Source organism: Spirosoma pollinicola, assembly GCF_002831565.1.
Lineage (GTDB): Bacteria > Bacteroidota > Bacteroidia > Cytophagales > Spirosomataceae > Spirosoma > Spirosoma pollinicola.
This window is the reverse complement of sequence record NZ_CP025096.1, coordinates 488210-510999: the sequence shown is the minus strand read 5'-3', so window position 1 is coordinate 510999 and position 22790 is coordinate 488210. Positions and strand designations below refer to the sequence as shown.

At 48.8% G+C, this 22790-nt stretch carries 21 protein-coding genes; 10 read left to right on the top strand and 11 right to left on the bottom strand.

The annotated features are described in order from the left end of the window. Positions 1-17: 17 nt before the first annotated feature. Complete coding sequence (locus CWM47_RS02075; RefSeq protein ID WP_100986136.1) at positions 18-1427, bottom strand: hypothetical protein; 1410 nt, start codon at positions 1425-1427, stop codon at positions 18-20. 216 nt (positions 1428-1643) lie between these two features. Here CWM47_RS02075 and rbfA point away from each other — a divergent pair, with 216 nt between their 5' ends. Then, the gene (gene rbfA, locus CWM47_RS02070; protein WP_100986135.1) at positions 1644-2027 is read left to right on the top strand and encodes a 30S ribosome-binding factor RbfA; all 384 of its coding nucleotides are present in this window, start codon (positions 1644-1646) and stop codon (positions 2025-2027) included. 91 nt (positions 2028-2118) lie between these two features. Further along, positions 2119-3327 (top strand): ABC transporter permease, encoded by a 1209-nt coding sequence (locus CWM47_RS02065; protein ID WP_100986134.1) that lies wholly within the window; start codon positions 2119-2121, stop codon positions 3325-3327. 216 nt (positions 3328-3543) lie between these two features. On the opposite strand, the gene CWM47_RS02060 is transcribed toward CWM47_RS02065, so the two are convergent. The 4 genes from CWM47_RS02060 to CWM47_RS02045 form a co-directional block, all read right to left on the bottom strand. Next, positions 3544-4629: a GHMP family kinase ATP-binding protein gene (locus CWM47_RS02060; RefSeq protein ID WP_100986133.1), complete on the bottom strand. Its 1086-nt coding sequence runs from the start codon at positions 4627-4629 to the stop codon at positions 3544-3546. A 96-nt stretch (positions 4630-4725) separates the two neighbouring features. Then, complete coding sequence (locus CWM47_RS02055) at positions 4726-5946, bottom strand: sugar MFS transporter (protein WP_100986132.1); 1221 nt, start codon at positions 5944-5946, stop codon at positions 4726-4728. A gap of 163 nt (positions 5947-6109) precedes the next feature. Continuing rightward, positions 6110-7486 carry a Gfo/Idh/MocA family protein gene (locus tag CWM47_RS02050; RefSeq protein ID WP_100986131.1) on the bottom strand — a complete coding sequence of 459 codons (1377 nt, stop codon included), beginning with the start codon at positions 7484-7486 and terminating at the stop codon, positions 6110-6112. Between the two features lie 254 nt (positions 7487-7740). Continuing rightward, the gene (locus CWM47_RS02045) at positions 7741-8826 is read right to left on the bottom strand and encodes an MBL fold metallo-hydrolase (protein ID WP_100993695.1); all 1086 of its coding nucleotides are present in this window, start codon (positions 8824-8826) and stop codon (positions 7741-7743) included. Between the two features lie 297 nt (positions 8827-9123). Here CWM47_RS02045 and CWM47_RS02040 point away from each other — a divergent pair, with 297 nt between their 5' ends. The 3 genes from CWM47_RS02040 to CWM47_RS02030 all read left to right on the top strand — a co-directional run bounded on the left by CWM47_RS02040 (position 9124) and on the right by CWM47_RS02030 (position 11049). After that, positions 9124-9555, top strand: coding sequence for a 6-pyruvoyl trahydropterin synthase family protein (locus CWM47_RS02040; protein ID WP_100986130.1), 432 nt, complete (start codon positions 9124-9126; stop codon positions 9553-9555). Then, positions 9518-10276, top strand: coding sequence for a GTP cyclohydrolase I FolE (folE, locus tag CWM47_RS02035; RefSeq protein ID WP_100986129.1), 759 nt, complete (start codon positions 9518-9520; stop codon positions 10274-10276). Before CWM47_RS02040 ends, folE begins: the two co-directional genes overlap by 38 nt. Before the next feature lie 71 nt (positions 10277-10347). Then, entirely contained in the window at positions 10348-11049 is a 702-nt protein-coding gene (locus CWM47_RS02030) for an SDR family NAD(P)-dependent oxidoreductase (protein WP_100986128.1), read from the top strand. 21 nt (positions 11050-11070) lie between these two features. Here the strand turns inward: CWM47_RS02030 and CWM47_RS37950 are convergent, their stop codons facing one another. From CWM47_RS37950 to CWM47_RS02010, 3 genes are all read right to left on the bottom strand, one after another. Then, a complete protein-coding gene (locus CWM47_RS37950; protein WP_157815877.1) occupies positions 11071-11751 on the bottom strand; it encodes a hypothetical protein in 681 nt (226 codons plus the stop codon). A gap of 115 nt (positions 11752-11866) precedes the next feature. Continuing rightward, the gene (locus CWM47_RS02015) at positions 11867-13477 is read right to left on the bottom strand and encodes an aldehyde dehydrogenase (NADP(+)) (RefSeq protein WP_100986126.1); all 1611 of its coding nucleotides are present in this window, start codon (positions 13475-13477) and stop codon (positions 11867-11869) included. Between the two features lie 152 nt (positions 13478-13629). Beyond that, positions 13630-14556, bottom strand: coding sequence for a sugar phosphate isomerase/epimerase family protein (locus CWM47_RS02010; RefSeq protein ID WP_100986125.1), 927 nt, complete (start codon positions 14554-14556; stop codon positions 13630-13632). A 241-nt stretch (positions 14557-14797) separates the two neighbouring features. Here CWM47_RS02010 and CWM47_RS02005 point away from each other — a divergent pair, with 241 nt between their 5' ends. The 4 genes from CWM47_RS02005 (at position 14798) to CWM47_RS01990 (ending at position 17959) form a co-directional block, all read left to right on the top strand. Continuing rightward, positions 14798-15745: a threonine ammonia-lyase gene (locus tag CWM47_RS02005; RefSeq protein ID WP_100986124.1), complete on the top strand. Its 948-nt coding sequence runs from the start codon at positions 14798-14800 to the stop codon at positions 15743-15745. Between the two features lies 1 nt (position 15746). Next, complete coding sequence (locus CWM47_RS02000) at positions 15747-16154, top strand: GNAT family N-acetyltransferase (protein ID WP_100986123.1); 408 nt, start codon at positions 15747-15749, stop codon at positions 16152-16154. Between the two features lie 69 nt (positions 16155-16223). Next, positions 16224-16586: a DUF3471 domain-containing protein gene (locus CWM47_RS01995; protein WP_100986122.1), complete on the top strand. Its 363-nt coding sequence runs from the start codon at positions 16224-16226 to the stop codon at positions 16584-16586. A 56-nt stretch (positions 16587-16642) separates the two neighbouring features. Further along, positions 16643-17959, top strand: coding sequence for a PQQ-dependent sugar dehydrogenase (locus CWM47_RS01990; RefSeq protein WP_100986121.1), 1317 nt, complete (start codon positions 16643-16645; stop codon positions 17957-17959). A 70-nt stretch (positions 17960-18029) separates the two neighbouring features. Here CWM47_RS01990 and CWM47_RS01985 read toward each other — a convergent pair whose 3' ends face one another. Both CWM47_RS01985 and CWM47_RS01980 read right to left on the bottom strand, forming a co-directional pair. Beyond that, positions 18030-19706: a hypothetical protein gene (locus tag CWM47_RS01985; RefSeq protein ID WP_100986120.1), complete on the bottom strand. Its 1677-nt coding sequence runs from the start codon at positions 19704-19706 to the stop codon at positions 18030-18032. Further along, positions 19696-20298, bottom strand: coding sequence for an RNA polymerase sigma factor (locus CWM47_RS01980; protein ID WP_100986119.1), 603 nt, complete (start codon positions 20296-20298; stop codon positions 19696-19698). The genes CWM47_RS01985 and CWM47_RS01980 overlap by 11 nt, the downstream gene beginning before the upstream one ends. A gap of 175 nt (positions 20299-20473) precedes the next feature. Here CWM47_RS01980 and CWM47_RS01975 point away from each other — a divergent pair, with 175 nt between their 5' ends. Then, the gene (locus CWM47_RS01975; RefSeq protein WP_100986118.1) at positions 20474-21166 is read left to right on the top strand and encodes an SGNH/GDSL hydrolase family protein; all 693 of its coding nucleotides are present in this window, start codon (positions 20474-20476) and stop codon (positions 21164-21166) included. Positions 21167-21253: 87 nt separating this feature from the next. On the opposite strand, the gene CWM47_RS01970 is transcribed toward CWM47_RS01975, so the two are convergent. Beyond that, positions 21254-22435: a glycoside hydrolase family 88 protein gene (locus tag CWM47_RS01970; protein ID WP_100986117.1), complete on the bottom strand. Its 1182-nt coding sequence runs from the start codon at positions 22433-22435 to the stop codon at positions 21254-21256. Positions 22436-22790 lie beyond the last annotated feature (355 nt).

Here is a 22790-nt window from a genome sequence, read left to right as displayed (position 1 = left end):
TTAACCGTAAACCATACTTATTTTCGTTTGTAAACGCCCGGCGTAGCTGTTTTTTCGTAGCGAAGAGCCAGTGCGGGGGCGCGTTGAAAGAGTTTCTCGACAACATTTTCCCGATCTATAATATAGTCGGGTGGATCTTGTCGAAAATGGTCGAACACGTTGATGACCGATTCGTAATTATCCAGGTTCTTGAGATCATACTTAGCCAGGTCCCAGTTTAGATAAGGCGTTGCCAGTTGATTCTGTCGATACGCACTCAGGTCTTCGCCAATGATGAGTACTCGCTGATTTTTAATATCATTGGGTAACGGTGATTTTCGCACTTGCAAACTACTTAATCGACCCAGACCCGCCCCCGGAATCAGGCCCAATGCGCCTTGATAAAACAGCAAAAGCATCAGCGAAAAGGCAATCGTGAATGTGATTTCGGCTAACCAGGCTTTGCGGATATTCTCAAAATAGTAATAGGCAAAATAGGCCATTGGCGGCACAAACGTTAGAAACACCATTGGAGCCAGAAACGGCATCAGTGCAATTGTCAATACGGCGATCAGAAACCAGATGGCCATAATTTGCTGTACCCGCTGTTGAAAGTTAACGTACCGCCCCGGTCGGTTGAACAGGCTCAAAAAACCTAATACGCCCAATCCCAACGGGATAAAGAGCGAAGCTGCCAGCGACTGGAAATCGGACAGCGAATATTGCCGAACCCGAAACACGGACGATAAGAGGTTACGGTTGAAATCGTCGAGACTATCCCAGAGGTAATAAAACAACACCGTAGCCGCAAAAGGAAACAGAAAACCGAATAGTGATAGTGAATATTGCCGAAAGGTAGCGCCCGTATAAAACAGCAGCGACATGATGGCCCAAAGAAGAAACAAGGCCGAAGGCAGATAAAAGAGAGCCGCAATGCCAATATAGAAACCCACTTCAAACACCTCATCGGTAGCACCTCGTCGATCCATCTGCTTAATGAGCGTACCAAAGGCCAGAAGTAAAAAACTCGTTGACATAAGCACTGGCGAGAGCGTCAGGCAGTCGAACGAGAGATGCATAAACAGCATATAAATCAGGCCGGGCCAGAACGATCTGTCCGGATATACATCCCGATTATTTGTCAGGTAGTTAAAATAGACGATCTGGAATATAGATACCAGTGTTGCCGCGCCGTGAAGTACCAGTGAAGACCGACCAAACAGACTGTCTATACCCCAGTAAACCAGCGCAGACAATGGACTAACGCTATCCCAGATGTCGCGGTAAAGCAAATTACCCTGACTCATCTGTTCGCCAACAAGCATCCAGTTCAGTTCGGGAATTAGAAGCGGCAACGGATGCAGCAGGAGCGGCAACCGGATAAGCAGCAACAAACCCAGCAGACTGATGTATTGGTAGGGGAAATAAGATTGAAAGAAACGTAGCAAAGGGTAGCGAAAATAGTAACAGTTAGTATATACAGAGGCAGTTGATTGGACAAAGACACTGGCAAACAGGCCATTTATTATCAACTGTTCGTGGTAAAATTACAGTCAATTTCGGCAGAACGGAAAAATGGGCGGATATTTGCAGAATAGAGGTCTGGATGAATGTAAACCATTCGTCAGTTCAGGCCGTTCAGTGAGTACCCAAGTACCGATAGTATGGAATCGAAACGACAGCAAAAAGTATCCCGGCAGTTACAGAAAGATTTAAGTGAAATCTTTCAGCGTGATGTGCCCCATTTGTTCAATGGTGCCTTTATCACAGTCACAAGTGTGCGCATATCGCCCGATTTGAGCGTAGCACGGGTATACCTGAGTTTTTTGGCTACTAAAAATAAACACCTTTTGCTGGAAACGATTCAGGAAAAGGGTAAAGTGCTTCGGCAGCACCTCGGCGACCGGGTGCGGCACCAATTACGTATCGTTCCCGAACTGCATTTCTTTTTGGACGACACCGCCGACTACGCCGACAAAATGGATAAACTTTTCTCCAGTATCGATATTCCCCCCGCCCCGGTGGAGGAGGATGAGGATAGTGAGTAAATTTTGAATGAGTAAATGAGCGAATGATTAAATAGCTATAGTGTGTTCAGTCATTCGCTTATTTACTCATTCACTCATTCAAAAATAGTGCATGAACCTCCCCGTCTGGATTGCCCGTCGGTACTTTTTCTCCCGTAAGAAACGCAGTTTCATAAGCTGGTTGTCTATTTTGTCGATGCTCGGAGTAGGCGTTGGCACAATGGCGCTCGTGGTGGTGCTGTCGGTGTTTAACGGGATGGAAGAACTGAACCGGCAAATATTTAAGACATTTGAAGCCGACATGACCGTTGCCCCCAAACAGGGAAAACGGTTTTTGGCTTCACCGGATTTGTTGGCAAAATTACGTCAAACGCCGGGTGTAAGCCTGTTGACCGCCATTGCGCAGGATAATGCCCTAGCGCGTTACAAAAATGCACAGACGGTTGTGCGCCTGAAGGGCGTAGATGATAACTACGTTCAGCGGCAGCAACTTGACTCCGCCATGCTCGAAGGGAAGCTATTGTTACGTCGGGATGGGGTGAACTATGCTATCGTGGCCGATGGTGTGCGAAGTGACCTCTCTGTTTCGCCGGTCGATATTCTGACGCCCCTGGAGATTCTATATCCGCAAAGCGGGCAGTCGTTCAATGTGCTTAATCAGGATGCGTTCAACCGCGAAGCCTTTACGGTTTCGGGTGTTTTTTTCATTGAGTCGAAGTATGACAACTTCGTGTTGGCGCCTATCAGTTCGGCCCGGGCGTTGTTTGACTATAAGCCCAATGAAGTGACCAGTATCGAAATCCAGCTTCGGCCCGGCACTAACGAAGACAAAGCAAAACAGGCGTTGCAGGATGTTGTTGGTGAGAATTTAATTGTTCAGAGCCGGGATGATTTAAACCTCGATTTGTACCGGGCTATTCGTGTGGAGAAGTTATTTGTTGCCCTTACGTTGTCATTTATCATTCTGGTGGCGTCGATCAATATTTTCTTTTCTCTGTCGATGCTGGTCATTGAGAAAAAGGCAGATATCCGAATCATGTATGCGCTGGGCGCAACAAGGCAAATGGTTCGCCGGATTTTCCTGACCGAGGGGGCCATCATTGCTTTAACCGGGGCTATTTCCGGGTTGATTCTGGGCGTTGGTCTTTGCCTGGCGCAGGAAAGTTACGGCTTTGTCCGGATGGGTATGGTGAGTTCTATCATTGATGCCTACCCTGTGCGGCTTGATACCAGCGATATTCTCTTAACAGGCGCTCTCACGATCGTGATGACCATTCTAACCTCCTGGTTCCCAGCCCAACGAGCCGCTAATGTTCGTTAGTGTAGTGCCGCCCGTCGGGTTGGTTAGCAAGGTTTACGAGACTATACTAGTTAATCACAAAAAGATTTCAACCACAGAGGCACGAAGCACACAGAGGTTCATTGGGGAAGAATGTGCCCTTTTAGATCTCTGTGTACTTCGTGCCTCTGTGGTTGAAATCTTTTTATAAATGTGAATAGTTGAGTGAATTTTAGCCCGATGTGGCCATTAGTAACATTACTTGGTTGAGATCGTGGTCCCCTCAGCAACATTAATAATAAAGGCTTTCCCACCTTCACGTTCGATGGCTTCGGCAACTGCTTCGGGTTGTTCGGGTGCGTACGCAAACATACAGCCTCCGCCACCTGAGCCGTTAATTTTGCCACCAAGGGCACCGGCTGCAAGGGCAGCGTCGAGCATTCGGTTTATTTTAGGCGTCGAAATACGTTGGGCATCTCGCAGGTTCGCCTGATGGTCGTTCAGGAGTTGGCCAAAACGGACGTGATCGAAATGCGCTACTGAGCCATCTGACGAGTGTAATAGACGTAGCGCATCGCGCAGAATATCACGGTTCGATACATTGCCTTTGAGGAGAATGTATTCGTCTTTGGTCAGAAAGTCCTTGAACTCAGCAACCTCGGTACTATCGGAGGTTTCCAGCGAAAAGCCTGGATTGATCGTTTTCAGGTTCTTGATAATCGCCAGCATACCAAACTTAACCCGCTGCAAAATGCCGATGGTATCTTTCGGCTCCTGCGAATCGCCAAGAACAAATGTGCTTAAAGGGGGGCTGAGCTTCTCTAACCGGATTTTTGGCTGTGATTCTAAATAAATGACATTGCCAACAGCCGTTGAGTAATGGTCCATCATGCCGCCGGGTTCGCCAAATTCCAGTACCTCTGCCACATAGGCCAGCTCTGCAATCTGTTCGGCAGGGAGTGTGCGCGGATTATCGGCGAGTTGCGTGAGCACGGTAAGCCAGGTAACAAGTAGGGCCGATGAACTCGATGTGCCCGAGTTGATCGGGATATTGCCATGTACCTCGCCGTCGATGCCTTTCCCGAACGTAAACCCTTCCCGCAGCAGAACATTGACCGCTGACCGGAAGTAATCCCGAATCTGCGGATAGGGCAGCGGTTGTCCATCGAACGGAATATCGACCGAGCCGTTTATATCGGGCAGATTGAGCCGAAACCCACGATTATCCGACTGATGAGCCGCCACCTGAATCCGGCGCGAAATGGCAGCCGCAATAACGGGCAAACCTAAGTAATCCTGATGTTCGCCAAAAAGGCAAATACGGCCGGGTGTAGAGGCTATCATGAAACGCAAAGGGCGCTAAGGGTTTCGCAAAGGGCGCTAAGTAAATATAGTGCGGTCCTGACGAAACCCTTAGCGCCCTTTGCGGTTAGAAATTAATTACCAGTTCGTCTTCTTGTGTCCCGAAACGGCATAGTAGAGAATATAGCCAAATAGGGGTAAAAGTAGGGCGTAGGCCATTTTTGGGCTAACAGCATCTGTTAAATAGCCATGAAGTAGCGGCAACAAAGCCCCGCCCGAAATGCCCATTATCAATAGTGCTGAACCTAATTTCGTGAATTTTCCAAGCCGGTTCAGCGCCAGTGGCCAAACGGCGGGCCACATTGGAGAGATGGCAAATCCAAGCAGAGCGACGCAAAGAATAGAGGTAAAGCCATCGGTTAGGATAGCGGCTGTGGTCAGAATCAACGCCAGAATGGCCCCAACGCGCAAGGCCATTTGCTGCGAGATGTATTTGGGAATGGCTATAATGCCAAGGATATAGCCGCCCAGTAGCCCATAAAGCGTGTAGGTCGTAAAGTATTTAGCTTCGTCATTCGAGAAGCCCATAGCCTTGCCGTAGTTAATAATCGTATCGCCCGCAATAACTTCGGCCCCAACATAACAAAACAAGGCAAGAACACCCAAAACAAGACTTGGGAACTGCCAGATACTGGTTCGCATCGTCAACTCGGCGGGCGCATCGTCTTGTTCTTCCGATACTTCGGGGAGGTTTGAATAGCGAATAAGAATGGCCAGTACGACCAGCACACCCGTTAGAATTATGTAGGGCGTCACCACTTTTTCAAGCGATGCCGCTCCGGCCAGGGCATTACCGCCCGTTAGTAGTAAGCCGCCAAAAATAAACTGACTGAATATACCGGCCAGCTTATTGGCAACGCCCATGAAGCTAATACGCTGGGCAGCACTTTCGCGGGGACCAAGAATCGTAGCATACGGATTCGACGCTGTTTGCAGGACCGTCAGGCCAATACCGATCAGGAATAAACCAACTAGAAACAGGGGGTACGAAACGGCTTTGGCTGCGGGTACAAAAACAATGGTACCCACTGCCATGACCAGCAAACCCATTGACATTCCGTTTTTAAAACCCGTCCGCTTCAAAAGGGCCGAGGATGGAATAGCCATCAGCGTATAGGAAATGAAAAACGCGAATGCTACCAGGTTGGAACCAACCGTGCTAAGATTGAAGGCTTGTTTAAAAAACGCAATCAACACACTATTGACCCACGTAACGAAGCCGAAAACAAAGAATAGGGCGCCGATAATAAGCAAAGGGCCCGTGTAATTTTGGGTTTTAGGCGGAGCAGTAGGTGTCATTGGCTGATTCGTGAGTTAAGAGCAGGTGAAGGGGTAAAGGATTTTAAAAATTTTTACAAATTAAAAATAGTAATTGACTTCTCAGCAATTATCTGTTTTTAATTCAAGGGTTAGAATGGGTTTTCTCACCGGTATACGTGTATATGGGTGAGAAAATACCTTCTTAATAATTATCTGTCAGTCCAAAAATTGGCTTATTGGTTTTCCACTTTCCCCGTGTGAAATCAGGAATTTCCATCGGCTTGCTGCCACCGGCAATACTCTGCTCCGATAATGGACTGATGGCACTCCAAACGGCTGCGTCATACACGTCGATGGGAACAGGGCCTTTGGCTTTTATCGATTCGATGAAGGCCCGCAGAACGAAGAAGTCAATGCCGCCGTGGCCTGCGTTTTCGGCTGTTTGGGCGTGGCGTTTCCAGAGGGGGTGGTCGTACTTTTCCTGATAGGCCGCAAAAGGCTCCCAGCTATGTGGTTTGGGCGAAACGCCTTCGAGGTAAATCATATCGTTGTCGTCCATCCAGATGCCGTTGGTGCCTTGCGCCCTAAATCCAAGCGAGTAGGGGCGGGGTGAATTCGTATCGTGGATAATGACAATGTTTTCGCCATTAGCGCACTGGATTACCGTCGTCACCACATCGCCGAGTTTGAAATTGACTTTTGCATTCGGGTGATTTGGCCCTCCTTTATCGACTACATATTTGTGTAGTCCACGACTTTTGGTAGCTGTTGACGTGAGGTGAGTAAAGCGGTTGCCCCGGTTAATATCGAGCCAGTGCGCAACGGGGCCAAGCCCATGTGTTGGGTATAGATCTCCATTGCGGTCTACGGAGTGCTGAGTTCGCCAGTGCGCTTCTGAATAGCCCTTTTCGCCAAATTCGGCACCAACGCCACTAATGGATTTACCGTCGTTGAATTTGATATTGCGTAGGTCGTGCTGGTAGCCGCAATGTGCATAGGTCATCTCGCCAAACATGCCTTTCCGAATCATGTTTAGTAAGGCCAGCACATCGCGACGGTAGCAAACGTTTTCCAGAATCATACAGGGCGAACCCGACTTTTCGGATGCGTTCACCAGATCCCAGGATTCTTTGAGCGTCACCGTTGCCGATACTTCTACAGCCGCATACTTGCCCGCATTCATGGTGGCTACGGCCATAGGCACGTGCCACTCCCAGGGCGTGGCAATCACAACACCGTCAATATCATCGCGTTTGAGCATATCCTTAAACGCTTCATCACCTTTGCCATACGCTACCGGAGCTTTCTTGCCCGCCTTTTCAATCATCGCTGTAGCCCGGCTGATGGCTTCGGGAGCAGGATCGCAAATGGCAGTTATCTCGACATCATCGCGGTAGAGTGCCTGTTCTACATGGCTGCGCCCCCGCGAACCAACGCCAATAAACGCCAGCCTGACTTTAGTGTCGGCGGGTTTGGCACCTGTTAAAATAGCCGGAAAAACAGAGGATGTGGCAACTGAAGTGACTGCGCCGGTTAGCGCGGCCGTGCGAATGAATTGGCGCCGGGTAGGTGTCTGCATCGTTCTTTGGTACGTAAGAAATTTTACGTACCAAAGAACGATGTTTCACAGCAAAAAACATACGTCATGTAGAATTTGCCTATGAGTATGACGGGATGTCTGCGATGGCGCAAGGCTCCAGCCTTGTGTCTAGTATTCTCCGGCCTCTGGCCGTTTTGTCATTTTTTTTTGTTTAACTCAGCCAGAGGCCGGAGAATACTAGACACAAGGCTGGAGCCTTGCGCCATCGCAGCCGGAGTCTTGCGCCATTCCCCCTAATAACGCCACCAGGTCGATTTTGGGTAGTTTATGCCTACCGTAAGTGGCTCGCCAATCATGGGTGTTGTAACGTCCAGATTTTGTTCGGATGCCCGTTTGGTGAATCGCTCAATGGGTTCAGTCCAACTGTGCATAGCCAGCGAAAATTTGGCCCAGTGTACGGGTAAAACCGTTTTGGCATGAAGTTCCTGCGCGGCTGTGGCCACTTCTTCAGGAAACATATGGATGTTCGGCCAGTCTTTTCCGTACTGTCCACATTCGAGGATGGCCAAATCGAAGGGACCGTATTTACTGCCGATTTCCTTGAAATGCGTGCCATAACCCGAATCGCCACCCAGATACAGCGAATACCCGTGTAATTTCAGTACGAAAGCTGACCAGAGTGTTTTACCACGAGCGAAGCTGCGGCCCGAAAAGTGACGGGCTGGCACTGCGGTCATGTCAATATCGGTAGCGACGTGATTGCTTTCCCACCAATCAAATTCAACGATATTGTCGGCTGGAACACCCCAGCGTTCGAGGTGAGCCCCCACGCCCAGCGCAGTGTAGAACTTTTTGACTCGAGGAATAAGCTTCTTGATGGTGAGGTAGTCAAGGTGGTCGTAATGGTCGTGGGAGAGAACCAGCATATCAATGTCTGGCATGTCCTCTACACTATACACATTGGAGCCGGGAAATGCCTTGCCAAAAAACGAAACGGGTGAGGCATTGCCACTAAATACCGGGTCAACCAGAATGGTAACACCCTTCGATTTGATGAGGTAAGACGAGTGGCCGAACCAGACAATTGTAGGTGCAGAATCGGGTAATGCCCGTAGGTCTGTTCTAGTGGAAGGCAACGGTTTTGGGGGTGTATTATCTTTGTCTTTATTGATAAAATCACCCATCATGCCCATGTAGGAGGCATCTTCCCGCATAACCTCGGTTTTCTCTAAATTCTGGAATACACCGTCGCGGTAGTTTGGCGATTGTTTGATTCGTTCCAGTCGGGTGGCGGTTGGGTTACTGCCAAACGTGCTTTGTTGCATAAACAGGAAGGTGGCAGCAATCAATCCAGTTACAATAAATAGAGTCAGTAGCATAGGTTTTCGCAAGCGTTTCATGGGGGCACAACGGGTGTTGTCTATATCTGGTTCCGCCCTTGCTAAGCGAATAGATGATAGGGAACATTACCGGATAAGCGGATGTTATTTATCTGGATCGGCAAAAGTTTTGTTTAATGTTTTCCCGCAAATCTTGAACAAAAAATATTTAACGTCGGTTTATACAGTATCAATCGCATACGAAAGAGTGATTTGGCTACTCGCTCTACTGTCTGCCTGTGTTGTGCACAAACTTTGTAACGACAGGTTGATCGAACCCTATTTCGATTCGTTTTTATGGATAATTCTCGGGCTAGTGCCCCACGGGTTGCGGTGTTTCGGAAGGAACACTTCAATGCGGCTCATCGTCTGAACAACCCTAATTGGTCGGATGAGAAAAACACACGGGTATACGGAAAATGCAATAACCCCAACTATCACGGGCATAACTACGAGTTAATTGTGCAGGTTAACGGCCCAATTGATCCCGAAACCGGTTATGTGATCGACATGAAACAACTTGGCTCAATTATTCAGGAGCACGTTACAGACCGATTCGATCATAAAAACCTGAATCTCGACACCGAAGAGTTTGCCGACTTGAACCCATCGGCCGAAAACATTGCCATTATCATCTACAATATTTTACGTAACAAAATAAGCGAGGGCTTAGACCTTAAAATCAGACTTTATGAAACTGAACGGAACTTCGTCGAATACCCCATCTAATGGACAGGCGGTGAACGGTCATCCAGCCAATCCGGTTGGTATGCCTGCCTGGGAGGTCGACGAATTAGTAGATGAAATTGGGGATGCCCACGGTGCCGCATCGGTCGACACACCTATGCGTGCCGATGCGTTTGCGATGGATGACGACCTCAAGATAGACCTCATTGAAGAGCATTTTCGCGAAATCATGACTATTATGGGGCTCGACCTGACCGACGATAGTCTGAAAGGATCGCCCCGGCGGGTTGCCAAGATGTATATAAATGAAATCTTTAGCGGCCTGAACCCTGCCAATAAGCCCAAACCGACTTTGTTTGACAATAAATTCGGTTATGATGAGATGCTTGTTGAAAAAGACATCACGGTTCAAACCTATTGTGAGCACCATTTTGTGCCTATTCTTGGTAAAGCGCATGTTGCCTACATCTCCAGTGGCAAAGTGATTGGCTTATCGAAACTAAACCGGGTTGTTGAATATTTCAGTAAGCGGCCACAGGTGCAGGAACGCCTGACCATACAAATCGCCGACGAATTAAAGCGGGTATTGGAAACGGAAGACGTAGCTGTCATTATCGATGCTAAACACCTATGTGTGTCAACGCGGGGTATTCGCGACATTAACAGTTCAACAGTTACGTCATCCTACAGCGGTAAATTTGCCGAAGATGCTACAAAGCAGGAGCTACTTCGCTATGTTTCCCAACCGAGTGTAACAATTTGAGTAAACACTTCATTGATAGTGCGGGCTTGTGACTAATCACGAGTCCGTTTTTTTTATTCCAAACCGTTTTTATGCAAGGTAAAAATATCCTTATCATTGGCGCCAGTTCAGGTATTGGACACGCGCTGGCTCAGCAACTTCAGGCGCAGGGGGCCACTCTCTTTACGGCCGGTCGCACACAACCCGAGGGCATTCAGTCTACACATATGACGTGGGATGTTACCCAAACCCCCGCCGTTGATGCCCTCAACCAACTACCCGATACCTTGCATGGGCTGATTTACTGTCCTGGCAGCATCAATCTCAAACCGTTTCAACGGCTTACGCTGGACGATTATCGGTGTGATTTTGAGATCAATGTGCTGGGCGCGGTGAGCGCCATTCATGCATGCTACGCATCGATCAAGAAGTCAAAATCGGCCAGTATTGTCCTCTTTAGTACGGTAGCGGCTAAATTAGGCATGGGAATGCACTCATCGGTAAGCGTAGCCAAGTCGGCAGTTGAAGGACTGGCTAAATCGCTGGCGGCCGAATTGGCTCCGTTCAATGTTCGGGTAAATGCCATCGCTCCTTCATTAACTGATACACCTCTGGCGGGTTTCCTGTTGGGCGACGATACAAAGCGCGAAGCGGCCAACAAACGACATCCGCTCAATCGGTATGGTTCTCCCGAGGACATTGCCAGTATGGCTGCCTACCTGATCACCGACCAGGCTAGCTGGATTACAGGGCAGATTATCGGCATAGATGGCGGGATGGGAAGCTTGAAATGAAGACAGTAAATGGGAGCGCAGTTAATTGAATTTACTGCGCAGGAAGGTCAAAATTTCCAGTTGTGTCTGCTCTAATCTCACTTGACCAGCTTTTAGCTCGTCAAATCGCCGGTCTGTTGATACTGTCAGTGTAGCTACTGCTCTAGCCGTGCTATCCCCTTTCATTTCAACTCTGGTTACCGTTTCAGTTAAACTAACCATGTTATTGGTAAGGCCGGTTACATCTCTAGCCGTACTTTCTCCCTTCATTTCAACCCTAGCTACATTTTCAGTTAAACTATCCATATTAACTGTAAGGTTAGCTACATTAAAAGCTAAATCATTCGTAGTTTCATTGAGCGTATCGACGGTTCCTACAAGGCCAGTAACAGTAGTTGTTAGGGCTTCAACGGTACCGACAAGACTATCGACAGTACCACTAAGACCATCGACGGTACCGACAAGACCATCAACGGTACCACTAAGGCCATCGACGGTACCGACAAGACCATCGACGGTATCACTAAGACCATTAACTGTACCACTAAGGCCATCGACGGTATCACTAAGGCCAGTGAAATTCTCGGTAAGACCATTTAAATCTGCTTTGGTACCTACGGCCAAATCTAAAATTTTACCATTAGATTCGATGAGTCGGTCTACTTTCTGAAGAACTTCAGCAAATTCAGGCTCTAGTTGGTTAAGTCGCTGTTTCGGTGTCATGTGCCAAATATAGGAAAATATTATATTTAAGTAAAGGCCATACCGTACAAAGAACTGTTAAGTCAATTTCTTTGTACAGTATGACCTTTAAAGGTTATTCCCACATTTACGCATTCTACTTCATCATTTTTCCATCCACATTTCGCCAGATATCCAGCGGATTAGCATCCTGTAATGCGGATGGTAATAACTCGTCGGGGAAGCTTTGGAACGTAACTGGCCGAACAAACCGCAAAATAGCCCCTGTACCAACGGATGTTGACCGGCTATCGCTGGTAGCCGGGAATGGGCCGCCGTGAGTCATTGCTTCAGATACTTCTACGCCCGTAGGAAACCCGCCAAACAGTACTCGCCCGGCCTTTGCCTGAAGAAGCGAAATCCAGTCGATGTCTGCATGTGTCAACTCGGTCGGAGTAGCGTAAATCGTTGCCGTGAGTTGACCTTCCAGCGAACGTAAACATTCTTCCAATTCCGTTTCTGTCGCACAAACAACGATTAGTGAAGATGGGCCAAAGACTTCTTCACTCAGGAATTCGCTGCTTAGAAATATAGGAGCTGTAGTGCTTAAAACGATGGGTCGTCCCTGCGTCTGGCTGCTTTCGCCATCAACGTCGGCTTCCGCCAGCACATGAACGCCGGGAACAATCCTATTTTGTTGAACGCCTTTTTGATAGGCACTGCAAATGCCTGCATTCAGCATCGTTGCCGGTGACGACGCCTTGATTTTCTCGGCAACTGTTTCCAGAAAACTAGCTGTATTCGGCGAATCGAGCAGAAATACTAAGCCCGGATTGGTGCAGAATTGACCCACACCCAGGATTACCGAAGCAGCTAATCCGGCCGCAACAGTCGTGGCCGAATTGGGACCACTATCCTGACTGATAGCGCCCGGCAGCACAACAACTGGATTAACGGCACTCATTTCGGCATAAACCGGAATAGGCTCCGGTCGTCCCTGGGCTACGCGAAGCAACGCCAGCCCGCCAGCCCGTGAACCGGTAAAGCCAACGGCTTTCACCAATGGATGCGCAACTAACTGCTGGGCAACTTCATTATCGGCGTGAAGGAGCGAAAAAACGCCATCGGGCATTCCCATCTTCTGGGCAGCTACCACAATTGCCTGACCAACCAGTGATGACGTTCCGGGATGCGATGGGTGAGCCTTCACTACAACCGGACAACCAGCCGCCAACGCTGAAGCCGTATCGCCACCCGCTACCGAAAAGGCAAGCGGGAAGTTACTGGCCCCAAAGACTACTACAGGGCCAATTGGCACCAGCATCCGGCGCAAATCGGTGCGGGGTAATGGCTGGCGGTCGGGCATGGCCGGATTAATACGGGCGTCGACCCACGAACCCTCGCGGAGCAGGTTAGCAAACATACGCAACTGCCCTGTTGTGCGACCCCGTTCGCCCGAAATACGGCCTGTTGGCAGACCACTTTCAAGAACTGCCCGTTCGATGAGTTCGTCGCCCAATGCTTCCAGCTCGGAGGCAATGGCATCTAAAAAATCAGCCCGTTGGGCAGGCATAAGTTTGATGTAAATGGGGAACGCTTCGGCAGCTTTGGTAACGGCCTGATCCGCTTGTTCGGGAGAAACGTTCGCAAACTCGTCGGCAAGGTTCTCGTGACGGGCGGGCGCAAACGCGCGAAATAGGTTGCCATCGCCCGGAGCGGGCTCATTGCCAATAAAACTGACGTTGAAGGATTGTTGCGTGGTTGACATGATTTTTGAACAATAAATTAGCCAAAAAAGTGGCGTGTGCGACCTAGCGCGGACGTCTCGTTCGCGTAGCCGAAGGCTAACTAGTTTAATTAACTACAGAATTAGCCTTTGGCTACGCGGACGAGACGTCCGCGCTAGGTTCGCATTACCTTTTAAACCGTTGGACCAACGCGCTCCAAAACAGCTTTGGCTTGCCGAATACCAGCGTATTCCTCTAGTTTGTCGCCTTCATATTCGATACCGATAATGCCTTTGAAGCCGCTGTCTTTCACAATTTTCATGATCCGGTTATAGTCGGTTTCAACGCAATTACCACTCGCATCGAAGTCATAGAATTTAGCCGATGCGCCTTTAGCAAACGGCATTAGCTCGGCGGTGCCTTTGTAGCGATCGTATTCTTCGGCGCAGGCGTGTCCTTCGCCCCGTTTGAGACAGAAGTTGCCAAAGTCAGGTAACGTGCCTACGTTTTTCATGCCTACCTGCTTCATTACCCCCGAAAGCCACTGCCCGTTTGAGGAGTAACCACCGTGGTTTTCAACGATAACGTTGATGTTCATCGTTTTGGCAAATTCGCCCAGCTTGCTCAGCCCATCAACGGCCGCTTTAGAAACCTCTTCGGCTGTACCCTGCCCGGCGGCATTGACCCGAATGGTTTTACAGCCCAGGTATTTAGCACATTCAACCCATCGGTGGTGATTTTCAACGGCTTTGGCACGTTCGGCGGCATCAGAAGCGCCCAGATTACCTTCGCCATCAATCATGATCAGGTTGTTGGTTATACCATTGTCTTTACAGCGGGTAAGCAGGTCGTTGAGGTACGTTTTATCCTGCGCTTTGTCTTTAAAGAACTGGTTCACATACTCGACAATGCTGATGTCGAACTCTTTCCGGGCAATACCGGGGAAGTCCAGGTTCGTGATCTTTTTGGCGAACAACGCTTTATGCAATGACCATTCGGCCAGCGAGATGTCGAAAAACATCTTTTTCATGGGAGCTTCGGCAAAAACAGTCGGCATAATAGCCATGCCAGCCAATGAGCCAGCAGCTTGTTTCAAAAATGTACGACGATCGGAGGTCATAACGAAACGGGTTTACGAGAAGTGAGTTTTGGGAAAGCAAACGACTGCTTACCGAACAAAGAAATAAAACAAAGATAAATTACTCATTCGATTTGGATGCGGACCGTAAGTTTAACGATACCGAATGGTTTTCTTCCGTAATTTGCCTGAATCTGAAAACGACTCAAACAGGCTCTGGCTGTTTGACATCAGGTTAGTAATACCCATACAAACAGCCGGAGCCTGTTTGAGCCGTTGATCAATGATTACAATCGATACTATTCAGGAAGCGCACGACCGCATTCGGCCACACATCCACCGCACGGCCGTACTAACGAACCAAACCATTAACGACCGCGCCGGGGCCGAGTTGTTTTTCAAGTGCGAAAACTTTCAGAAAATAGGTGCATTTAAAGCGCGGGGCGGATTAAATGCTGTGTTACAGGTAGCGCAAAATAAAGAAGGATCAGCCGTTACGACGCACTCATCGGGCAACCACGCCCAGGCTGTAGCCTTTGCCGCCCGGCAGTTGGGTATGCCCGCTTATATCGTTATGCCCCGCACGGCGCCACAGGTTAAAAAAGATGCTGTTCGGGGATACGGTGCCGAAATCATTGAGTGCGAACCCACACTGGAGGCTCGTGAGGCCGGTGTTCGTAAGGTAATGGAGCGCACCGGTGCGGTACTGGTACACCCGTTCGACGATGATCGGGTTATTGCCGGACAAGCCACAGCCGCCAAGGAGCTTATTGAAGATTTCGGACAGGACCAAAATTTTGATGTTATTCTGGCACCCGTTGGTGGGGGAGGACTACTGAGTGGAACGGCTCTGTCGACTCATTATCTATCGCCAACAACCCGTATTATTGCCGGGGAGCCGGAGGGTGCAGCCGATGCCGTTTTATCCTTTCGAAGCGGCCATGTTGAAAAAGCGCCTTATATTAATACCATTGCCGATGGCCTGATGACGAGCCTCAGCGAACGGACATTAGCTATTATTCGGACACACGTTACCGATATTTTGACCGTTTCGGACCCCGAGATTATAGCGGCTATGCGGCTGGTTTGGGAGCGGATGAAAATCATTATTGAACCCTCATGCGCCGTTCCGTTGGCCGCTGTATTCAAACACAAAGATCAGTTTGCCGGTCAAAAAATCGGGATTATTCTGACGGGGGGAAACGTCGATTTAGGAAAGCTGCCGTTTTAACATGATTCATATTCAGTCCATTACTCCCGAACAAACGTATGCATTGCGCCACTCGGTGCTTTGGCCCGACAAGCTCCTTGAGTACGTAAAAGTTGAGAATGACAGTGACGGATACCATTTTGGAGCTTATCGGAACGACGAGTTGATTGCCGTAATTTCTCTATTTGTCAATGGGCCGGAAAGTCGCTTTCGCAAATTTGCGGCCCGGCCCGATTGCCAGCGGCAGGGTGTGGGAACGCTCTTGTTAAACCATGTAATGGCCGAAGCCCAACGCTTAGGGGCTAGTACACTCTGGTGCGATGCCCGGTTGGATGCGGCCGACTTTTACCGTCGGTTTGGGATGGAGGCCGTTAGCGAAGTATTCTACAAAGGGCCTATTCCCTATGCCAGATTTTCGCGTACCTTGTAGCGACTGTCAGGTCGATCAGGCTTGACTGCTGGTTTGGTATAATCTTTTCCCTCAACTCCTCCTAAATCTATGAAATCGGTTCGTTCACTCTTCTTGCTGGTTTGCCTGTTAGCTGTTGGCGCTACCGCCAATGCCCAAATGGCATCAACTGACTCAGCCTCTCTAAAAGCCTATACGGGCATTTATACGTTTGCGAGTGGCAGCCCAATTCAAAAATATACCATCACGGCCGACAAAGGTGAGCTCTATGGAGAGGCCGATAGCTACGGAAAGAACAAGCTGGTGAAGCAAACGAAGGCAGACACTTTTCAGTCTACCAGTTCATATGGGTCGATGATCACCTTCGTTCGGGATGCTGCTACCAAAGCGGTTACCAGCTTGTCAATCGCTGCGCAGGGAACCGAATTGACAGCCAGAAAAGACAATCCATAACCAAACGATTGCTCAGTGAGTTGAGTAACTAGTGCTATAATTGACTCAACTCAACGATGAAAACAACAAAACTTTTCCTGTCAGCCACGGTGCTGTCAGTAAGCCTACTGGCGTGTAGTCAGAAAAAAGAAGCCGATCAAAGCGGGGAAACGGTAGCTACTGCCGACACTACGCTTGATCTGCCCGCGCCATATGCTACAAAATCAAGTCAGAAATTTAGTAATGTAGTGGGTTGGCCAGCTGGTAAAATGCCTCAGGCACCAGCCGGATTTACCGTTACCGAATATGCCCGCGATCTGCAAAGTCCGCGCTGGATATACGTTGCGCCCGATGGTGATATTTTTGTGGCCGAAGCCAATACAGAACGGAAAGGTATCAAAACGGCTGTTGTCAATGCTGTAACCGGAAAAAGCAACTCCGAGCGAACTGAAGCTAGCGCCAACCGAATTACGCTTCTGCGCGATACCAATAAAGATGGCAAGCCCGACCTGCGCGAACCGTTCCTGACCGGCCTCAACCAGCCATTTGGTATGTTAGTGATGGGTAATAGTTTCTATGCGGCCAATACCGATGGGCTGATGCGATACGACTATAAACCCGGTCAAACGAAGATAACCGCCCCCGGCAAGAAAATTTTGAGCCTACCCGCTGGCGGCTACAACAATCACTGGACACGCAATTTGCTGGCGGGTCCTGATGGGAAGAAAATTTTTGTTTCGGTTGGATCGGGGAGTAATGTGGGTGAACACGGCCCTGAGAACGAAATCCGGCGGGCCAATATCTTGGAAATCAATCCCGACGGTACCGGTGAGCGCATTTATGCCAGTGGATTGCGTAATCCGGTGGGTATGGGCTGGCAGCCTACTACAAAGACGCTCTATGCCGCTGTTAATGAACGCGATGAACTTGGCGATGAACTCGTGCCCGACTACATGACGAGCGTGAAAGAAGGGGCGTTTTATGGCTGGCCTTATTCATATTATGGTCAGAATGAAGACCCGCGCCGGAAAGGTGAACGCCCTGATCTGGTGAAAAAAGCCACCGTTCCCGATGTTCCGTTGGGGGCGCATACGGCCTCACTTGGACTGGCCTTTTATGATAAAACAGCTTTCCCGGAAAAATACCGGAATGGCGCGTTTATAGGGCAACACGGCTCCTGGAACCGGTCAACTTTTTCGGGCTATAAAGTGGTATTCGTCCCTTTTCAGGATGGTAAGCCCGGCAAGCCAGAGGATTTCCTCACTGGCTTTCTGACTGGTAAAGACAAAGATGCCTATGGTCGTCCGGTGGGTGTAGCCGTACTTCCCGACGGGTCTATGCTGGTTGCCGATGACGCTGGCGGACGGATCTGGCGGGTAACGGCTAACAAGTAGCCTCGATATAGTTTACACAAAAAGGGGAGGGCATATTTGCCCTCCCCTTTTTGTGTTTGAAAAATTTACGCTAAAACTGAAACAGCACCCGTGCCCGTAAACCAACTGTCGTTGATTTCTGCCAACTAGGGTCGGGTTGAAATTCGTTCGCTTCAATAGGCATGGTTAGTACAGGAGTTCCCTGTACAACCCAATGACCCTTTTGCCATTCAAGACCGGCACCAAGAGCAAGGCTATTTATTAACTCAACCGATCGAACGTTATCACTCTTTAGTTCTTCGTATCCACGTTGGGGTATTAGCCCCTGACAATAGAATGACGCATTTTCTTTGCTCGATAAATTTAGGTAAGTACCCACATTTGGCGTTAACGTTAGGCTACTTGTAAGCGGAAACCGGTAGCCAATGGTAATAGGGACCTGTATGCGGGTTGTGCGGGTATCAATATTGAGAATCTGACGATAGGGCTCAATGCCACGGGCAAACTCTTTACGGAAGTTCCGACGCATATGTTCGTCGAAATCATAATCGTTCGTGAACTTACTCGTATAAACTGCCTGCGAAAGCCCTGCACTTACTGCCCAATGTTTACCCAGAAGCAATTCGGTAAATACACCGGCACTCACTACTTTCGTTGATACTTCTCCTCCTATGCCTGCCCGGAAATTCGTGGCCACGTGCACAACCGGCTGACTCTCTGGGGCCTTTGTCTGCTCCACACCCGATACGACCGTTGTGCGTGCTGGCCGCATACGCTTCGCCTGCTGTGCAAGCATCCCATTCCAGTTGGTGCTTTGAGTTGACAGAGGCAAACTAGTAACAAACTCATAACTGGCCGATGTTGCCGATTCTTGTGGTTCTGCCGGAGCTATAGGTATAGTCGACTCTTGCTGAGGCTGGGGCGTTCTGACAACACTGGTTTCGTCTGTATAAACCGACTTGTCAACCGAACCAGCAGTTGACCTGATTCTGTTTTTTATTGATCGACTGCCCGCGTAGTCGCCTTTCGGGCGTTGGGCGCGGGTCGATTGATTAGTTGCTTCTGTTAACGGTATAGATGAATTGTCGGTGTTGTTTTTACGAATTGTTGTATTGGGAGAAGTAGAGGGTTCACCATACGTGTCTGTTTTCGGGATACTTGTTGAATTGTCCGATTGATTTGGTTGAGCCGTTGCTTTGGGTGTGCGGTTGTTCGTCACGTATCGTTGTTCTGTTGGCGATTCTAAACGGTCAACCGAACGTTCGTTTTCGGGCGGTACCACGTGCGATTTTGAGGGCACGGCAATATAGCGGGTTATATATACCGTGTCGCGCTGGCCCCGTTGGGCTACTTTAGTATCAGATGTTGTTGGCAACTCCTCCCGACTAGCCTGAGGCTGTTTTTCTTCAGCCTGCGTTACTGTCGGCGTATCCGTCCCGGGCGCAGCGAGGGCAGGTTGCTTCGGCGCAGTTTGGTGCGTTGGCTGTTTATGTAATTGCCCCATCGTCTGGCGAAGCTGGTTGATTTCCTGATGCTGCCAGAAGCTATACCCAACCAGCACCACTGCGCTGACAGTAGCCGCTGCCATCAACCATGGTTTTGCCGACCAAATGCCACCGCTGAAAGGGTGGCCACTAGGGGGCGTAGCGGGCTGTGGGAGGCCGGTTTGCAGTGACGACTGCATCCTGGTCCAGTCTTTTTCGGAAAATTCCGGCCGAATACTTTCCAGTTTTCGCCGGATAATATCGGAAAATCGGTCAGTTTTCATGATACGGAATAGAGGCTGTAGAGCCAGTTTTAGTGTAGTGGGCTTGTTTGACGAGTACCTGTAATTTTTGCCGGGCCCGAGCAAAGTTGGAGCGAACGGTCGCTTCATTATGGCTAAGCAGACCGGCAATTTCGTGTAGACTGTATCCGTCCACAACATGCATCATAAACACGGTACGATAGGTTGGTGTCAATTGCTGCACCAGAGCAAGGATTTCCTCGGCTGCAATCTGATCAACCACATCCTCATCAAAGGCCACCTGTTCGCCTGTTTCCAGCGAGGCATGCTGTTCAAAACGATGGTTTTTTCGGTAATGGCTAATGGCTGTATTAACTAAAATTGTTCGCAGCCACGCTTTAAAAGGTAATGTTTCGTCATAACTGTCTAAATGTTGGAATGCTTTCAAAAACCCTTCGTTCAATACGTCCTCGGCTTCTTCAACGCTCGACGTATAGCGCAAACAGATGCTTTTTGCATAGCCGAAGAACTGCTTGAACAGCGTTCGCTGCGCACGCGGATCGTTGGCACGGCAGGCCCGAATGACACTCAGCAGGTCATTATCGGCGAACGGAGACGATTTTCGGAAAAACAAAGTTCGGTCGGATTTACGTAAACATTCCTGACTACATAAAGACTACGCATCTACAACGTATAACGTTGCAACTACTAGTCAGGTTATTAACTATTTTTTTTAACTAAGCAACGCTTAGGCAACTCGTTACGTACTGGCTACAAATGGGTTTACTCACCCCGTTTATGGTTGACGAATGAAGGTGTTAGTAATAGGCGACGAACATACCTATGGATATGGGCTGTCGGGAGGAAATCTTAGTTATATAGGTCATTTTATTCGACAGATCAGCAGAGCAGGGCGGGCGGTATCTGTTGAAGCATACGCGCACCTGACAATGGCGCAAACAATAGCCACGCTGGCGCAATTGCCCTTAAACCGGTATGATCTCATTATACTTCAACTCGACTATACCCTTATTCAAACGGCGGCTTCCCCTTTTTTGTATTCGTCGGGGGTGACAGTGCCCGTGTTTCCCAATTCGGCCAGCCTGTCTCGTCCTTCATTGTCAAGCCGGATGAAAGCGCTTGGTGCCGGGTTACTTTCGCTTGTTCGAACACCCCGCGACCTTACATCAATTTCAATATTACTGAATCAGCTGAGACCTTATCGCCATAATGTGTTGTTGCTCACTCCTTTTTCGCATCGGGAGCCGCTAAGCCGGTGGTTGCGAAATCGGAGCCGGGCCGTGTTGCTACAGGAAGCTGACAGACGCCTTGTCAGTGTTTTTGATACCGATTCAGTGATTCGGCCGCGAGAGGAGTACTTTTTGCCGAATGATAAAGAGCATCTAAATGCCATTAGCCATGAATTGTTAGGACGGTCGTTGTTTGACTTTTATCAATCGGCACCCACCATCGTTACGATTCAGGCCTTTCGAAAAGACTAAAACGGCAAAAAAAGTGGGGTGTAAATGTGGTGGCAGGTCCGAGAACCTGCCACCACATTTACACCCCACTTTTTTTGCCTTAGTGCTTTACGAGCGAAATGCGGGTTTTTTGCGCAGTGCATCGTAACGCAACAGCGCTTCCAGATAATAGTAATCTGCATAAATGATTGGTGTATCCACTTCACTTTTTTGCGGTTTGTGACCCACACTGTGCTTCAGAATAAAGTTGTTATTCTCGCCCAGGTTGGCTCTATAAGTCGGGCTGGATAAGCTTTCCAGCATCTTCACTGCCGATTGATAATAGGTCTTCGCCGATGGTCCGCCATAGGTGCAGAGTTCGAGTAAGGCCGCTGCGGTTATAGCGCCCGCCGAGGCATCCCGCTCTTCGCTTGGAATATTGGGCGCATTAAAATCCCAATACGGAATTTTGTCGGTAGGCAGGTTGGGGTGGTTCAGGTAAAAATCAGCAATGTGCCGGGCATGCTCTAGGTATTTTTTGTCTTTCGTTTCCCGATACATCACCGTGTAGCCATACAATCCCCAGGCCTGGCCCCGCGCCCAGGCCGAGTTGTCGGCATATCCCTGCGCTGTTTTTTTTGCCGCAACGGTGCCATCCGGATTGTAGCAAACAACGTGATAACTACTATAATCAGGCCGATAATGGTTTTTCATCGTGTTGTCGGCGTGGGTTACCGAAAGGTTATAATAGTCTTTGTTACCCGACGTTTTAGCCGCCCAGAACAAAAATTCCAGGTTCATCATATTGTCGATGATAACCGGGTAGTCATAGGTCAGAAATTTATTCCAGGATTTTATGACCCCTCTCTTTGGGTCAAATCGCGTGCTCAGCGATTTGGCTCCGGTCAATAGAATGGGCGGATAAGCTGGGTTTTTCGTGAGCCGGTATCCATTCCCAAATGGGCAATAGAGCATAAAGCCCAGGTCGTGCGTGCCAGTATTGTTTTGTTCTTTGGCTACAGCCATTGTCCATTTATTGGCGGCTTCCTTCCAGACCGGATCTTTTGTTCGTTCATACAAATGCCATAGTGAACCGCCAAAGAAACCGCTGCACCACCAATCTGACGTCCTGTCATCCGGCGAGCCATCGGGTTTTGTTGACTGGGGGAATTTAGTAATGTCGGGGTGAGATTTGAGCATTAAGGCATATTGTTTAGCCGCAAAATCAAATTCCTTATCGACGTTAACAGGTGTTTGGGCAACGGTCACCTGTGCCAGTAAAAGTAAACAAATAGCTAGATAGCGTTTCATGCGTGTTTTATGTAAGAATACAGGTCACATCTTTTTTTATAGCAGACTCGTCGTAGTAGTAAGTAAAGAGACTCTGGTTTTTAACCTGCCAGTTGTGGCTTTCTGCTAAATAAACCTATTCTTCGAGGTACAATGAAGACTTTGTTTGCTTGATAATCGATTGAAAAGTAATTTCTTTGCTCTTTATTTCTTAAGTATAAATACTGACTCACAAGTCAGTTATGACGAATAATAAATATAATCTGTGCTGTACCAGTATGTACAGGAGTTTTATCAATTTAATGTCTTTTACCGACATCTTGCCCTTCCTTGTACCCATTAATAGCCTGTATGAGTCCAATATTCATTGTACAAT